Origin of the sequence: Halalkalibacter kiskunsagensis (assembly GCF_037027555.1) — a bacterium.
GTDB classification, from domain to species: Bacteria; Bacillota; Bacilli; order Bacillales; family Bacillaceae_D; genus Halalkalibacter; species Halalkalibacter kiskunsagensis.
The window spans coordinates 43317-60797 of record NZ_JAXBLX010000028.1; the positions used below are offsets into that span (position 1 = coordinate 43317).

10 protein-coding genes and 1 other annotated feature (1 of these 11 cut by a window edge) are annotated in these 17481 nt (G+C 37.3%); of the genes, 6 read left to right on the forward strand and 4 right to left on the reverse strand.

Features of this window, described 5'->3' with window-relative positions:
* Positions 1 to 4: a binding site (T-box leader), on the forward strand (it extends 208 nt beyond the left edge of the window).
* Between the two features lie 40 nt (positions 5 to 44).
* Positions 45 to 1289 (forward strand): tyrosine--tRNA ligase, encoded by a 1245-nt coding sequence (gene tyrS / locus SLH51_RS16230; RefSeq protein ID WP_335962407.1) that lies wholly within the window; start codon positions 45 to 47, stop codon positions 1287 to 1289.
* Between the two features lie 471 nt (positions 1290 to 1760).
* Here the strand turns inward: tyrS and SLH51_RS16235 are convergent, their stop codons facing one another.
* The gene (locus tag SLH51_RS16235) at positions 1761 to 2699 is read right to left on the reverse strand and encodes a YndJ family transporter (protein ID WP_335962408.1); all 939 of its coding nucleotides are present in this window, start codon (positions 2697 to 2699) and stop codon (positions 1761 to 1763) included.
* A gap of 515 nt (positions 2700 to 3214) precedes the next feature.
* Here SLH51_RS16235 and SLH51_RS16240 point away from each other — a divergent pair.
* Entirely contained in the window at positions 3215 to 4132 is a 918-nt protein-coding gene (locus SLH51_RS16240; RefSeq protein WP_335962420.1) for a hypothetical protein, read from the forward strand.
* 916 nt (positions 4133 to 5048) lie between these two features.
* The gene (locus SLH51_RS16245) at positions 5049 to 8102 is read left to right on the forward strand and encodes an efflux RND transporter permease subunit (protein WP_335962410.1); all 3054 of its coding nucleotides are present in this window, start codon (positions 5049 to 5051) and stop codon (positions 8100 to 8102) included.
* A gap of 930 nt (positions 8103 to 9032) precedes the next feature.
* Here the strand turns inward: SLH51_RS16245 and SLH51_RS16250 are convergent.
* The 3 genes from SLH51_RS16250 to SLH51_RS16260 all read right to left on the reverse strand — a co-directional run bounded on the left by SLH51_RS16250 (position 9033) and on the right by SLH51_RS16260 (position 12976).
* A complete protein-coding gene (locus tag SLH51_RS16250; protein WP_335962411.1) occupies positions 9033 to 10037 on the reverse strand; it encodes a DUF3231 family protein in 1005 nt (334 codons plus the stop codon).
* Positions 10038 to 11607: 1570 nt separating this feature from the next.
* Positions 11608 to 12024 carry an NAD(+)--rifampin ADP-ribosyltransferase gene (arr, locus tag SLH51_RS16255; protein ID WP_335962412.1) on the reverse strand — a complete coding sequence of 139 codons (417 nt, stop codon included), beginning with the start codon at positions 12022 to 12024 and terminating at the stop codon, positions 11608 to 11610.
* 466 nt (positions 12025 to 12490) lie between these two features.
* Positions 12491 to 12976, reverse strand: coding sequence for a DUF6022 family protein (locus tag SLH51_RS16260; RefSeq protein WP_335962413.1), 486 nt, complete (start codon positions 12974 to 12976; stop codon positions 12491 to 12493).
* A 137-nt stretch (positions 12977 to 13113) separates the two neighbouring features.
* Here SLH51_RS16260 and SLH51_RS16265 point away from each other — a divergent pair, with 137 nt between their 5' ends.
* The 3 genes from SLH51_RS16265 to SLH51_RS16275 form a co-directional block, all read left to right on the forward strand.
* On the forward strand, positions 13114 to 13797 hold the full coding sequence (locus tag SLH51_RS16265; RefSeq protein ID WP_335962414.1) for a MerR family DNA-binding transcriptional regulator: 684 nt from the start codon (positions 13114 to 13116) through the stop codon (positions 13795 to 13797).
* A gap of 545 nt (positions 13798 to 14342) precedes the next feature.
* A complete protein-coding gene (locus SLH51_RS16270; protein WP_335962415.1) occupies positions 14343 to 16142 on the forward strand; it encodes a sulfatase family protein in 1800 nt (599 codons plus the stop codon).
* Between the two features lie 826 nt (positions 16143 to 16968).
* Positions 16969 to 17481, forward strand: a 513-nt coding sequence (locus SLH51_RS16275) for a reverse transcriptase domain-containing protein (RefSeq protein ID WP_335962416.1), incomplete at its 3' end; no start/stop codon positions are given.

The window sequence follows — 17481 nt, forward strand, 5'->3', positions numbered from 1 at the left end:
TTTAGAAAAGAATATGGTTTTATTTATATGAGGAGGTTATGAAGATGAAAAACGTGTTGGAACAACTGAATGAAGAACAATTAGCCGAAGTCAAAAGGCAAATGACAATATACACACAAGGTGTGCAAGAAATTATCCCTACGGAGGAATTAAAGCTAAAGGTTGCAAAGTCTATTTTTGAAAACAGACCACTTAAAATTAAATTGGGATTAGACCCATCTGCTCCAGATGTACATCTTGGGCACACAGTCGTTTTAAAGAAAATGAGGCAGTTTCAAGAGAACGGACATATAATTCAATTGCTTATAGGAGATTTCACAGGTAAGATTGGAGACCCAACAGGCAAGTCGGTAGCTAGAAAACCTTTAACAGATGAAGAAGTTAAACATAATGCCAAAACCTACTTCGAGCAATTCAGAAAAGTGATGGATATGGAAAAAATCGAACTTCATTACAATTCGAAGTGGCTATCACAATTAAACTTTGAAGATGTCATTCAATTAGCAGGAAAAATAACAGTGGCAAGGTTAATGGAAAGGGACGATTTTGAAGAAAGAATTGCTCTTGGAAAGCCTATTTCACTGCATGAATTTTTCTACCCATTAATGCAAGGGTACGATTCAGTTGTATTAGATTGTGATATTGAACTAGGTGGAACCGATCAACACTTTAACATTTTGATGGGGAGACATTTTCAAGAGAAGTTTGGAAAAGAAAAGCAAGTAGCGATGCTGATGCCATTGTTGGAGGGGCTTGATGGCGTTGAAAAAATGTCTAAATCAAAGAAAAACTACATCGGCATTGATGAAAGTCCACAAGAAATGTACGGGAAAGCGATGTCGATTCCGGATGAATTAATGAATAAATACTTCGAATTAATCACAGACTTCACTCCTGAACAAGTAGAAAGAGTAAAAGCGGATATAGATTCAGGCAAACTACATCCTAGAGATGCAAAAATGCTTTTAGGGAAAACAATCGTTAGGATGTACCACGGTACAGAAGTAGCAGAAAAAGCAGAGCAGCAATTTATTTCAGTTTTTCAAAAAGGGACAATTCCTGATGAGGTGCCAGTGGTTGAATGGAAAGGCAATCTAGAAGTACCAATCCTAGATTTTCTAGTAGATCTAAAGTTATTAAGCTCAAAAAGTGAAGCACGCAGAATGATTGAGAATAAAGGAGTAAATATTAACGGAGAAAAGGTTGAAGATACAGGGTTACGAGTTCTTATTACCGGAGGGTTAGTTGTACAAATTGGGAAACGGAAGTTTGTAAAGATAAAAATGTAATATCTCATTTAAAGGTGCAACTTTGGGTTGCACCTTTAGATTTTTCCTGTTCAACCAAACAAGCTTTAGTTGAACAAGAGCTGTCATTATATTACATGATCTTTTGCTACGCAGCAACGATACTATTTAATAAAATAGATTCAACGGGCGCTTTAATTAAATAGTGAAATTTGTAAGCTGAGAAATAGTCTCGGAGCTTACAAATTCTCAAAAGTCTCAATCGTTTGTTTCTCTTCTTCTCGCAGTTCTTTTATAACGTGGGAATAGTACTTTATAAGTTGTTTCTATAACACTATGTCCCAATCGCTCACTTACATAAATATTGTTGACTTTCTTATATGATAGGACACTTGCATGAGTATCCTTAATCCGTGTATGGAAATTGGAAAACATATACGAAGCTCAATTAAAATTGTAAGAAGGAGCTTATTTGCGTTTGTGTTACTGATTACTTTGTATTTCAATTGTTCGCTATAAAGCTCGTTTATGTGGATTGTAAGACATTAAAATCCATCCTAACAATCCAAATAGTACAAACCCAAACGCATGTAGTGATCCGTATATAGGTACCATATCCAAAATAGTTAAGGAAAAATACCGTTTCGCTATCGGATAACAAATTGAAAGGACAATGATACTGTAAAAAGCAAGCGAGGAAAGGGTTAAAAGTAAGTTTCCATACCTTTTTTTAGTGCTTTTTCGTATTTTCAAAAGGAGATAGGTACTATAAATGATAATATTGCAGGCAAAGATGCTTACACCCATGATCTCCAGTGGTTTAGAAAAAACAATCCCAATCGCAATCAAAATTGGTCCGATGATATCAATGACAACTAACCAGCTATACCAGCTTTTTTTGACCAAGATCCGCCCTAGCATTCCAATAAAAATAGGAACAATAGCAGATGAAAAATGAAAATGAACGGAGCTTAAAGCACTTACTGTAGGATCGACTAGTAGAAAGGTTAGTTGAAATTGATAAAGGGTGTACCAAATACCTCCAATAAAAAAATAAATCAGCCCAGCACCGATTGCTATTTCTTCGATCTTTTCTTTGTTCTCTAAAATTAGAAGCAATCCATATAAAGCGAGTAAGAAAGTAAAAAGAAGCCACGTAAGAGACAAAGATCCTGATATAGCACTATTTCCCGTTTCCCAGGTTTTGTTGCTCATAAGGGAAGCTAAAGAAAGAAGCGCTGCAGGAAAATGCAGAACCGTTATGAAGGAATAAATCTTTTTTTGAAACGTTGTTTGATCCTTGTCGTTAATTAACATAATAATTAGTGGCAAAATCACAAAAGACGCAAACATTAAAAATTTCTCTATCAGACTGAATTGGAAATAATCAAATGTAAAGATTACAAAACTAATGATTCCTCCAATAATAGCCGGAAAAAATGGATGTTTCATAGCAGTAGTTTCCTTTCAATTATATAACCTTGTGAAATTAGTATACTCTTAATAGTTAGTGATAGTCTAAAATATAATTATAGTTCTATTATAGCAACTTCTGGATATACCAACCAACACTAAAAAGAGGTGTAAACCCAATGACCCCATCCAACCATCTATCAAACCTAACCAACGCCTAACAACTTAGAGGCTTTCTCGTCACTAATCAACAAATCAAACACATATACATTAGCCAAGGAAACCATGCCCACGACATCCAAAACCTAATCCGACTATTTGAAAAATACAACATCCCAGCCATCATCCAAGACAGAAACATTTACTTACAGGAAGAACAATTACCAACTAATCCAATCGATTACAACAAAATCATTTGGCACCCAGCTCAAAACCATGAAGCAGGCGGCAATGGGCACCCCCGTGGATTCCGATACTTCACAAAAAGCATTCACGGCCCAAAAATCCGGCACTCAAATCAAAACGGTTAGTGATTAAGTGAAGTTCATTCCCTTTTGAAACAAGTACTTTTCAGGCAGAAGTATAAAAAGCGGGCTTCCCAAGAAGGGAAAAATGGAGAAATGAAACAATTTCACGGGTTAGATCGTGCCAGGGGGTACGGTCTAGGTGATGGGGATTACACTGCCCGAGAGATAAAAAATATAGCAAGGGAACAGAAGCGAACCAGTCTCAATCGAGTAATCCACAGCTTGCAAGTTTTAAAGAGAACAATCGCTGAAGTGGATAAGGACGATTTGGAGAACCAGCCGCTTTTTCCTTTCATTGAAGAATTAAATATCAAACTAGCAACATTCTTGGCGATGCTGGAAAAAAGAGATGACCCGTTATTGAAGGAGCAGATTCCACTTAAAGAGAAGTGGCTAGACACCCATTCCTTGCGATTACTTCAGACAGCAATAGAAGTGGAAGCTTTCCTGCGAACAAGCAAAATAAAACTGGACTATTCCTCCAGTGCCATTTGTTTAGGGAAAATGTTTGAACAGGAAATTAACAACTCCTTTGTCCATTGGTTTAGAAAACAACAATCTATTGAACTGCCAGAGTTCTATAATAGGGTTCAACCTAGGAAACAGGCTTTTGTTAAACCAAATTTCCCAAAAGAACACCGATTTTATCCAGGTTCACCGATCAATTTAAATAGTGAAAGGTACGGCGACTGGGCCCCACCCGAATTAGGTAAATCGAAAAACTTAACTATCTATAACCTATCAGAAAAAGACTGGCATCAGTTAGGAATAAATGATTACAAAGCCTTTCTTAGAGATTGGGCTAGCATACACGAATTGAGAAACAAAGCCGCCCATACAGAGGAAGTTACAGTTAAGGATCTAGCCAGTATGTTGAATACTAAAGCTTTTACGATAAGATTTTCCCTTTTCCAAAAAAGCTTGAACCTGACTTTCTCCTTTTGATACATCCAGACCAACGACTGGATTCATAATTGAATCTCCTCCTAGAAAATAAATTAGTCGGTAACCCCTAGAGCTGCTTTTAATGTCATAGGTTCGCTTGTTAAACGGGATCAATGTCCCAACCAGCCTGAAACATGTTCATACAATTAGGGGGCGAACAGTTTAGCTAACGGGATCGAGTCCCACGGGTGCGACGTTCTACCCCGACTACCGTTATCATAAGACCATATAGAAAAAGGTCAACCAGAAAAATCTGGCTAACCTTATATTACGAACGGGTGCTTATGCTCAATAGGAAAAAGGAAAAACAACAGATGCTCTTGCTGCATAGTACAACGATACCCTTCAATAGAAAAGGATATTCAACAATCAGGAGCTATTGTTGAAAAAACTCAGGAAAGTGATCTCAGAAAATTGAGGTCGCTTTTTTTTTTCAACACATATACGCTTTGGGTGCCTTTCGATAAGGTGCTTTTACCAAGTGGGAAGCACTTTACCAACAGGTGAATTTTTAGCATTTGTCACATGTACATGATGCAGCCAATTTTCCTGTTAAGAAGAGTAGGACTATCAAACTGGTAAAATAATTTAAAATTACATAATAAAATTAGTTATTAATCAATTTAATTGGTAAAATGGTAAAAATAGGTTGTGGTGAATAAAAGATTAGTAGAAAGGACGTCCTCCCCATGTCAGAAAAGCTAATAAGACTAGTCCGGATTAGTTAGACAAGTGTCAAAACGTTAATTGCTTGGTAAAATGAAAATACAAATTATGTGGGCTATCATGCTTATACAGAAGGTTTTTATTAAATAATTGTAAAAAATAGTAATTAAATGGTTGTATTAGTATATAATGCGCTTGGGAGTATTAAAATTGACTGGATCAAATCATTTAGGTACATAGGGGGAAAAGGATGAATTTTATTAAATTTATTGTTCAGAGGAAAATTTTAGTTGGTTTAATGGCAGTCTTGGTGCTGTTAGTAGGGGCGTATTCTATGCAAAAGCTTGATAAGGAGCTTTTTCCAGCGATCGATTTTGATGGTGCTTATATCGTGATTTATGCAGGCGATTTGCAAGCAGCTGAAGTAGAAAGATCCATTACCAGTCCCCTAGAACTTCAGATTTTAGCCATGAACGGAGTGGAGAATATTGACTCTTCGTCTAGTATCGGATCGAGTAGCATAAATGTTTTTTTTGAACGAGGCCGAGGGGAAGAGCTTTATAGAGAGTTAGAAACAATAGTGAGTAGTTCGACTGCTAACATGTCGGGAATTCTAGATGTAGTAACTGGAAAATATAGTACCAATCAACCGTACGATTTTTTTATGGATGTGTCTGGTGGAAGCCAAGAAGACATGTCGACTTTTGCCCAAGATATTTTAGAGCCCAGATTAGAAGCATTGAAAGAAGTGTCAGATGTACTTTTAGTGGGTGTCCAAGAACATGAAATAATGATCAAGTTTAACCGTGAAAAGGTCACAAAAGAAGGTATTGATGTCTCGGAGATTATAGCCTTTCTTCAACAAGCAAATAGTGAGGTCACAGTAGGCACATTAAGTGGAGAAAAGGATTCGCCTTCTCTCCGGTGGAATACACGATTTCAGTCAATAGAAGATGTAGAAAGTATGAAAATACCTGGACAAAGTGGGTTTATAGAGTTAAGCGAGGTTGCGACGGTTTCGGTAAACCCGAAAAAAGAGGCATCTGGAGTTTGGAAAAATGGTGACAGTGAATTTATTTTCGTTCAAGTTGGAAGAGTGTCAAACGTATCTCAAATAGAGATGGCCAAAGCAGTGCGAGCGGAAGTAGCAAAGATAAAAGAAGAGGGCTTAATAAATGGATTTGAATTAAATGATGTTGTATCTCAAGCAGATTATGTTCAAGAATCGATCGAAGGGGTTTCCAATAATATTTTAATAGGTGGCATTCTTGCTGTTGTGATCTTGTTATTTTTTTTACGAAACTTCCGAGCTACGTTAATTATAGGGCTCTCCATTCCTACTTCCATCCTCCTAACATTTATTAGCATGTGGTTATTAGATTATAGCTTTAATGTCTTGACGCTAATTGGACTTGGACTAGGAATAGGGATGATGGTCGACTCTGCCATTGTCATACTTGAATCGATTTATAGAAAAAAAGAACAAGGATTAGAGAGCTTGGCTGCCATACTAGCGGGCATTAAAGAAGTGGCCACTGCTGTCATTGCCTCTATGTTAACAACCATTGTTGTCTTTTTACCAGTTGGGTTAATGGGTGGAGAAATGGGGCAGTTCATGATTATTCTTTCCGCGATTGTAGCAATCACACTTATAAGCTCTGTTATTGTCTCATTCACACTAATTCCATCTCTTGCAGTTAAATTTCTAAAAATAAAAGAGAAAAGTACACGTGAAAAAGAAGGACGATTCGTACAGTTTTATAGCAAAATCGTTTTCTGGATTGTTAAGAAAACGAGGTACAGTATAACTGTTATAGCATTGTTTCTTTTAATGTTTGTTGGTTCTCTCCTATTAATCACAAAAATACCGATGACTATTATGCCAGACGTTTTTAATCGTTATGCAGAGATTGTAGTCAATCTAGAAACTGGTTTAACGCCTGAGGACAAAGAAGATCTAGTTGAGAAGATGGATAAAACTCTTTCTTCTATTCAAGACGTAGAGACTAGCTATGTCATGGATAATGGCGTTGTGTTTTACACCATCATCAATATGACGAAAGGTAGCGATATTACAAGGGATCAAAAAGAAGTGAACGAAGAAATATTTAGAGCTTTGCGAGAACTTGAGGAAACTGAGCCTATCGTAAATATTCAAGGGGTTATGGAAGCAGGGGGAGGACACCCTGTCCAAATAAATATGAAGGGCGAAAGCTTTGAAGAGTTGCAGACATTAGCAACTGATTTTACAAGTGAACTACAAAACATCAAAGGAATCGTTGGCATTTCACATTCGATGGAGAGATCCTCTGTGGAGGAAATGATTGAATTGAACGAGATAGAAATGGAGAATGCAGGATTAACCGCCTTCCAAGTGAGACAATTCATAGAACAGGCATTTCTTCAAGTGCCTGTTGGCGAAATGACATTGGATGACCGAACCCTTCCTATTAACTTAACGTGGGAAGAAACTGTACAGAACGCTTCAGATTTACTGAATTTAGATGTACCGACATTGGAGGGTGATAAGAAACTTTCAAGCTTGGTCCAATTAAAAAGTGTTGTTACTCCGAACACCATTACCCGGATAGATGGTGAACGATACCTTTTTGTTACGGCAGATATTGAAGGAGTGGACCTTGGAACGGTCAATCGCGAAATTCAAAATCTGATCAATGATTTTGAAGTACCGTCCAATTATAGCGTATCTGCAGCAGGTGATTTAGAACAGCAACAAGAACTAATTGTTGAAATGCTTTTAATATTAGGATTAGCTATTTTTTTAGTGTATGTCGTTATGGCTGTGCAATTTAATCACCTGATTCAACCGATCATTGTGATGTCGATTATCCCGATGACAGTTGTCGGGGTCATATTAGGGTTGGTTGTCACACAAAGAGAGCTAAGTGTTATGTCTGCAATGGGTGTCATCATGTTAATTGGAATCGTGTTAAACAATGCCATTCTATTAATAGACCGCACCAATCAGCTGCGAAAGTCTGACTTCCGTGTAGAGGACGCACTTGTAGAGGCGGGGAAAAATCGTATTCGTCCCATTTTTATGACAACACTCACTACTGCAGGAGGAATGCTGCCGCTAGCTCTAGCTACTGGCACTACTGGAAACTATCAAGCCCCGATGGCGACGGTTATCATATCAGGGTTGTTATTTGCTACCTTTATTACGTTACTCCTGATTCCGGCGGTTTATAAGGTATTTTCTTCTAGTGGAACGTTAATGAGAAAGCTATTGAAAAGGGATAAAAGGAAAGACCATATAGAAGAGAAGGAATTGGAGGTTTAAAAGAATTAATCCTAGCGTCTACAGCTTAAGCAAACTGGGTCTAGGATAAGGGTAGAATTCAAGGATACGGGTTCCTGTCCCTCAGTACGTTAAAGTGAGGCCACTGAAAAAGGTACGTTTTTCACCTTTTTCAGTGGCCTCTAAGCAATGAGCGGAACCGTTGCTTTGTTTTAAAGGCTGCTATGAGTGGGTTTCTCATAGCAGCCGCGCAACGTGTGGAGCCATTGCTACTTCCTCGAATCTGCTAAAAAGGACTTTTTCAGTGGCCTTCGTTAAAGTAGCGGGGGACAGGAACCATTTTTTCTGTTACTGTTTTAAATTTGTTTTATATTTCTTTGTTGTGATTCGTTAGCTTTGTAGGAAAAGGTATATTTTATCCAGATAGACTTGATGGGAGCTATACTGGAGTGTCGCATAATTTTGTCCCTTTTACTACCATCGGAACTTATCTACTCAACATTCATAGCTATAATTTAGATACTTGGTTTTATAATACTTGGGTACTCAATCTATCGGCTACTTCTTGATCCAGCATATCGATTTGTCTTGCGATTCCAGGAGTGGACTCAAAAATATACTGTTGTGAAATTACGGAGACAATTACGTTTATTAAGTAATTGTTTCTACGCGTTTGACTCATACTGCCAGCAAATGTCTTCAATCGTGGGTGACTTTGTGAAGTTCAAACTTTCTTATTAAATTACAACGAGTTTGGTTAAATAAAAAAGCTGTCTATAATGGTCTTATCCCTGTCAAGTAGACAGCTTTTTAAAAACTATTTAGATTGTAATTAAGTCTATTATTACCTGAATTATCGTCAATGTATCGTTAACTTTTTCTATAGCTTATTCCACCATTTCATCAGCTTCACTTGATACATCAAATTGAGATAAATAATCGCTCCTTTAAGCTCGTCTCCTTTCATTTGATTTATGATTTATAAAAGTCGTTTCTGTCAATGGGTTGTGGAGGTTGCTCCATCCAGCCTCGTTCAATCAAAAGTTTAAGACCTTCGTCACCGTACTTCATTACCTCTGCTATTATAAGGGAGTAATGGGCTGTTAAATCTTTTCTCATTGAGACAGCCAATGCATCTCCGAGTGCAGAAACAGCAATTTGGTTTGCAGAACTTATAATAAACAGAATTAACCTTTCAGAAAATGGGGAAGTTGTTGAATTTGTTACCTCCATCGTTAGTGGGAATCCGCTAAAATGATCATTTTCTTTCAATAGTTTATCAAATGTATCTATTTGCTTTTCAGCAAGTTTTTTTCCTTTTAATAAATAGTCTTTAACTTCCTTATCTTTTGTTACCTGTATTAAACCCAGCAAAAGGATTAATCCAATGGCATTTCTTTCGATTTCGACAAAAAGTTCTGTTATTTCTAAAGTATTTAGAGGCCTTTTCTCACCTAACAATGTGTTGATTAATGATGGTTGATGTTCAACAAATGCAACATTTTGGGGATACTCTATACTTGGAGGGCGATCATATAGCCCTTTTGAAAGCATGAGGTTTAATGATTTCTTATGTAATTCCGTCTCACTGTATAGACACTCTGCAAAAAAATTATAAATATCGATCCGAGTCACTCTAGAAAGAGTATTTGCATAGTGAGGAATAATTACTTGCCCTCCACGATATACAAAGCTTAATGCAAATAGGTCAGTATAAAGAGCAGGAGCTGATAAATCAATATCTTTATCTGAAAACCCCTTTGGTATTGGAAAGTTTTCTTTTTCGAAAATCGTTTCGACTTTCCCAATAATTGTTTCGACAAGAACTACAACTTCAACAATAATTGATTTTATTTCCTCATCTTGAAGATATTGAAGACAATGTTTGTAAAAACATCTTACCGCTGTGTTTTGAATATATGTTTTCCAAAGAGTTGCAATTTCAGCTGTGGTTAATTTAATATTACTTTTCTCCATACAATAACAACCTCCTATCTCAATACATCAAAGAATAGTATGTCAATAATAGGATGAAAATATTAATCCCAACAAATAACAATACATCGATAAAAAAGGGACTAATGCTACAATTAATACTTTTTTTTACTATCCTGTTGAATTAAATTAATGTTGTTTGGTATTTTTGAACGGGAACGGATTAGGAATAGTTGGAGCAGCTATGGAGCAATGTTTGAGGTTACGAAATGACATTATCATGGATTCAGGAATCATCGCAAAAGGCATTTTCTACTATTCAAACGAAGGGATTAAAGCTGATGATTCAAAAAGATGGTTATAGAAACCACATCAAATTGAAGAGCGTGCAGAATTAACAAAGTAATCAACAATACTATAAAGTAGCCTAATAAATTGAATGCCACAAACAAAAAAGTGAACATACATCAACGGTATGCTCACTTTTCTGTTTAACAATGTATTGGGTACATACAGAATATCGAATCTTAGGTCGCTATTCTTGGCTTCAACAGAGAATCTAACTTCGTTGTTAGGTTCCTAATGAATAGTGTGGTCCTCAAGCTAATCAGTAATAAGGCTGAACTTAACCTAATAAGAAAACCCAATGATATCCCCCCACATTGAATTGTGTTAGATACTAACACTTCACTTATTATTGTTCGGGAATTCAAATTTATTCTTGTTAGAAAAAAGGAAAATAGATAAGTAAAAAAGATCAAATGGTATTCATTGGTTGATTGTTAGGCTAGTTCATGTAATAATAGTAACCCCATTAATAACACTTATGTTCTTATCGAATATGCCAAGTGAATTATTTAGGCAGATTATTTAGTAAAAGAGACGAAAAATATCTTGAGTATGTATGTACTTAAATTATCAGATGCATTATTATGAATGGTCATAAGTAAAGGTAATTGGGATTATTGAGCCAACGTGTGTATTACTTTAACAACAGGAGCGGTCACATGTGGTTGCTCCTGTTCCATTTTTTATTTAATTTGGAGCTATTTACTGTTAACTAAACCATAACACCTACGCTTAGTGCACAGTCCAACGATACTATTCAATAAAATAGATTCAACGGGCGCTTTAATTAAATAGTGAAATTTGTAAGCTGAGAAATAGTCTCGGAGCTTACAAATTCTCAAAATGTCTCAATCGTTTGTTTCTCTTCTTCTCACAGTTCTTTTATAACGTGGGAATAGTACTTTATAAGTTGTTTCTATAACGCTATGTCCCAATCGCTCACTTACATAAATATTGTTGACTTTCTTATGTAATAGGACACTTGCATGAGTATCCTTAATCCGTGGAAGCATGGGGACGGATCTCTTGCTTCTTTAGTTTCGCTAAACGAAGGAAGCGAAAGAACCGTCCCGATGCTTCTCAAGATTGAGGGGGAGAAGTTCGGTTTTATTTGTACAGATGTCAACAAGTTGTGCGGGTGTGGGAGACACTCAAGGTCTAACTTTTGCGCTTCTTGGTGATCTCCGATGCCGAAACGAAAACCAATTGTAAAAGCAAGTTGATTATTGGTTCTTTTTAGTCATGATTTTATAGATGTTGAAGATTAATCATCTATTACAGCTTTTCCTTGTTCACGTAACTTTTTTAAAGATGTAAGCATATGATTTATTTCTTCATCCGAATGTCTTTCCCATGAGCTTAATTCAGCGATTATTTTCAAAGGAGATTTAGACCTAAAAGAACGGGTTGGGTTTCCAGGAAATTTTTTGTCAGTTAAGTTCGGATCATTTTCAAAATCACCTAATGGTTCTACAATGTAAATTCTTTCTTTTGAATTAGATGTTGCTAATTCAGCACCCCATTTAGCCCCATCTAATGTTGCAGTGAAATATATATAGTTCGATTTTTTGTCTTGGTAATTTGATAAGTGTTGCGGTTCTAATAGACCTCCAATTTTTAGTTCCGCTTTAGTACCATGAAAGAAAGGACCATTATCTAAGACATCTTTTTTGTCATTCATATTGATACACCTCTTATATTTTTAGATTTGTAATTAACACTATAGTATAGGAATTACAAAAAAAGTAGTCTATAAATACTTTATAAGTAGTAGTATAATGAAACTAGAGAGAATGATATCCAACGACATTTACCTATTCTAACTATTTAATTGCTGGGTTTATGGCCTAACATCTGGTTTTGTTTTAAAAAGTGATATGTAACAAAACTGGGTTTTAGTTTAACTAACAAATTTGATAACTAAAAGCCCGAAGTACTTACTTCGGGCTTTTTCATTGTGATTTGATAGTGAAAGTTCTGTAATTTAGCGTGTGATACTGCTATGTTTTTCGTTTTGCACCTCATCATTAAACCCGTTAGTCTTGTGCAACGGCTTCTTGCTATATGTTACGTTTTTCCCATTATAATAATATCCTTAGAAAACTTTTTTATTCTAGTGCCACCAGGAGGAAATTCTCTCAAACTCTTTATTCGCTATAGATCGAACGGATCTGGGATCTGATTTCACGTTCATTTGTTGTTTGAAGAGCAAGAAACTTTGGTGGGGCGGGAATGGAGAAACTTACGTGAGAATGTGACATCTCCATCAGAAGTGTACCGATTTCTACGTGCTGTCTATTTTTTATTGTAAGCCAGAATACTCTCTTTTCGTTCAACGGTGTGCCCCACTGTTCTTTTTCAAGAGAATGGCGGAACAGTAGAAAACCGGCTATCACGAAGTCATCCTCTTTTACTTCGGCTGTTGAATGGAATCCGGCCTCCTCTACTTGCCGCCAGACGGGTACGAGCAGCTTTTCTGCATAAATACCGTAAGTGGCATCTTCATACTCCGGAAATAAGGTTTCAAACTCCTCACGGTTGTCTTCAAGGATTTTCTTCCAGTTTAATTCAACATAGGCATTCAGTGATGTCTCAAGTTCTGTTATGGTCATGTTCTGATTAAATAAAGTCATTGGCTAGTCCCCTTTCTTTTTTGTTCACCCTGATTGTACAACCTTAAAGCAAATTGGAATGTTTGATATAATAAAATCAGTATTTAAAGAAGATTTTCAGGAATAACTTTGCAATAAAAGTGAAGGAGTAAAATTAAATGGATAAGCTTAGACCTGCCGACATTGCGGCGAAACTGAAAGTAAGTACAAACACACTTCGTAACTATGAAGCAAAAGGACTTGTACCTTCGCCAAAACGGACAGCAAGCGGATATCGTGTTTACTCGGACATTCATCTTGTCTATTTTTCATGCATTAAATCGCTATCCGATGGTTTTGGAATGGATGTAGCAGTTAAAGTTATGGAAAACATAGGGAATAAGAAAATCGATGAAGCACTTTGGATTCTTAACGATGAATTGATCCGTAGAGGAGAGGAAAAGAAGTTCGTGATAGAAGCCGTCGAATTAATTGAATACTCCGAGAAAAAATCGTGTCTTTGGTCCTTAGGGGAAGCCGCAGAAAGAATGAATGTTTCCCGAACAGCCATCAGGTACTGGGATAAGGAAGGGTACATACGGGCGATTCGGGATCCGGAAAGTAGCTATCGTAATTTTGATGGTCTTCAATTGGCTAAAATAAGTCTCCTTAAAGCTATTAACCATCGGTTTTATACGGATGAAAATGCACGGATGAAGGACAGGTTTGAGGGAGCTGAGGGAAGAGCGGCATGTCGAAAACTTGCCGAGGAGGTCCTAACCCTGCTAGGTATCCGAAATAGAAGACAATTGAAAGCGATGGCCGCTCTAGAAAAACTTTTGGAGGTAATTGAATATGAATAATTCAATCGCATTGCTTCAGTGCTTTGGAGTTAATCAGGAAGAAGGGACAGGATCTATGTCCCAACAGGGTTCAATCATGATTCAACATGTTGGGGCACCGTTTACTTGACGGGATCAAGTCTCACTGGAGCTTCGTTCTACCGAGAATACGCTTTGATAAACCATATAAAAAAATCAACCATCTGGCTAAGCTTATATTACGAACGGTAGCTTAATTGAATGAAGTTAAATGTAAAACAACAGAGTATTTACTGCGTAGTTCAACGATACTGTACATCATCTTTATTGAACAAACGGTAATGCCTAGTCGAACATTATTAAATTTAAATGAAGCCATGTATGTATTGTTTTATTCACAACAATGCATGTTTTGGCTTCTTATTATTATTCTTGGCAGCTTTTCCACCGTGAACGCGAATTTTGCCAACCACCCTTTTTGGGGTGCAGTACAGAACCGTCCCCTTGCTTTTTTTGATTCCACAGGTTCATATTGCTACTATCTTACATACGATACTATAACTTTTGTACTATAGGAGGGCGACATATTGATCAAACATAATGACCCGCCAGATCATTCAACCACAAAAAATAAAAGACCCAATTTCCTTGTTATCCTTGTTGATGAGGAGCGTTTTCCAACAGCTTATGAAAATGAAGATCTAAAAGAATGGCGTAAAAACCATTTGAAGACACAGGAGCTTCTACGAGAAAACGGGATGACATTCTTAAATCATTATATTGGAAGTACAGCTTGTTCACCTAGTAGAACAACGCTTTACACAGGCCAGTACCCTTCTCTACACGGGGTCACTCAAACGACAGGTGCAGCTAAAGGTGGTTTTGATCCAGATGTATACTGGCTTGATCACAATACAGTCCCTACTTTAGGTGACTATTTTCGTTCTGCTGGTTATCGAACATTTTGGAAAGGGAAATGGCACGCTTCTGATGAGGATCTTATCGTTCCAGCAAGTCATAATGCAATGTTGAGCTTTAACCCAACAACTGGAGTCCCTGATCCCGAAAAACAACAACTTTATTTACATGCAAATCGGCTAGATTTCTATGGCTTTGATGGGTGGGTAGGTCCTGAACCTCATGGATCAAACCCGCGAAATTCAGCCTCATCGGCTGCGATTGGGTTAAGTGGCCGTGATGTCGTTTATTCTGAAGAGGTTGTTCGATTAATTAACTTCCTAGAAGGTGAAGCTCATATAAATAATCACAAGCCTTGGTTAATTGTTTCATCATTTGTCAATCCGCACGATATTACCCTATTTGGGCTATTCACACAATTACTACCAACATTTAATTTTTCTGTAGATCCTTCTGTTCCTCTTATCCCACCAGCCCCGACAGCAAATGAAAACCTACTGACCAAGCCAAAAGCCCATAGCAATTACCGAGACGTGTATCAACAGGCATTACAACCTACATTAGATACACCATTTTACAGGCAACTATACTATTCACTTCATAAGCAGGTTGATGATGAAATGTATAAAGTATTTACCGCTCTTAAGAAGTCTATTTTCTATGAAAATACCATTGTAGTATTTACTGCAGACCATGGTAGTCTCGTTGGTGCCCATGGCGGCTTGTTTCAAAAATGGCATAATGCCTATGAGGAAGCTATTCATGTTCCACTTATTATACACAGTCCTAAACGCTTTGCTAACTGTAAAGAAACGGATATGCTAACAAGTCATGTGGACATTGTCCCCACGTTATTAGGACTTGCAGGCATTGATGTTCAAGAAGTCCAAGAAAAACTGAAAAAAGATCATACAGAGGTCCATCCCCTAGTAGGTCGTGACCTAACTTCATTACTGAACGGAAATCCAAAATTTACTCGAGGTGATGAGGCTCTTTACTTTATGACAGATGATGAATTTTCAAAAGGATTAAATCAATACACTCTAACTGGCCAACCATATGAAGCGGTTAAACAGCCTAATCATTTAGAAACTGTCATCGTCAAACTACCAACAGGCGATACGAACTCAAAGGAAATTTGGAAGTTCACTCGTTATTTCGATCATTCACAGTTTTGGAGTGATCCAGACGTTGAAGATGTTGAAACGATCCAGAAAAAAGCGATAGATGTTTCAGAGGGTCATGAGGCTGCTATTTGTATCACAACCACCAAAACTCAACCAGTCCCGGATCAATTTGAGTTATACAATATAACGAAAGACCCATTTGAAGAAATAAACCTTGCACACCCTACACATGAAACACCTGAATCAAAAGTGATTCAAAAACTGTTAACAGCAATCCTTCAAGAACAGCGTAGACAGAAAAGACTTACTCCTTCTAGTGGTACGATTTCCGGAAAACCTTGAGGTTAATAACATAAGGTTATTCCTGTTTCACATTGAACAGTATTTACTGGTTAATTTCGATCTGCTACTATCGCAATACCGGAAGCTTGGAAGTATATTTATGCTGAGTGGTTCTGGCAAGTGGGAATGAAGTGGTTGGTATACCAGCTATCGAAACCTAGATCGACTCTGACCACCGGTGTCTTTAAATGAAAATGAGTTAATTTTAAAAATGATAAAACACTCACAAGTGTTGGTACATCAATGGTTGTGGGTGTTTTTTTTGTTTTGTGGAAAAAGGTTTAAATGGATGGGGTTTTGAAGTAACTGGCAGGTGTGCGGCCGAGCCTAGGTCGTATCATATAGCGGGTGGGATTCCCGTCGAGTAAGAACTAGCCATTCACTCGTAGCGAGTCTTGGAGGGCTAAGGGTAACTTTAGTCTTTAAGCGTAGACAGTTAGGTAATGGGCCGAAAGCCAAATGGTTGAAGGGATTGAGCTCCATAATGTTAGTAAATCGAGAGGGCTGATGTCTTACCTGCGACAGAAAGCTACATTTTATCCTTCGTTAAGGGCAAGATGGGTAAAACCTCTCTGGGGTCAGAGACCTTGGCACGTTACACATTGATATGATACGGCAACTCGGGAGACCCTTCTGGTCTTTTCTTACTTTTTCTGGAAGAGTATGGTGTACAAGCGATAATAAGCAAGGAAACCAAATGCCACGTAGGGAGTCGGATAGCAGCGTAGTACCAATGAAGTTGGGTAATGCCGATGGAGGAAAGGCTGTTACCAGTTATCACCCTTACTAGGGACACATTTACTACACTCAGAGGTAGGGATACTAAATGGAAACTGAACTACTAAGGATAGCAGAATTAGCGAAATCTAATCCTAAAATGAAATTTACATCTATTGCACATCTATTAAGTAAGCAGTCACTAGTGCATTGTCACCTTGAACTACCTAACAAGAAGGCACCAGGGATAAACGGCACAACTAAAGAGCAATATAATGAAAATCTGCAAGAAAACATAGAGGACTTAGTAGCTAGACTTAAAAGCAAAAGTTATCGTCCTGTTCCAGTAAGAAGAATGTACATTCCTAAGCTGAATTCAAACAAGAAAAGACCGTTGGGTATACCAGAGCATGAAGATAAAATTGTTCAAAAAGGGATTACAAAGATACTAAATACTATCTATGAAAATGATTTTCTAGACTGCTCTTTTGGGTTCAGACCCAATCGCAGTTGCCACGATGCTTTAAAGATACTGAACCACTATGTCGAAAAGAGGTCAGTAAACTATGTAGTAGATGTAGACATTAAGGGATTCTTTGACAACGTTGACCACAAGTGGATG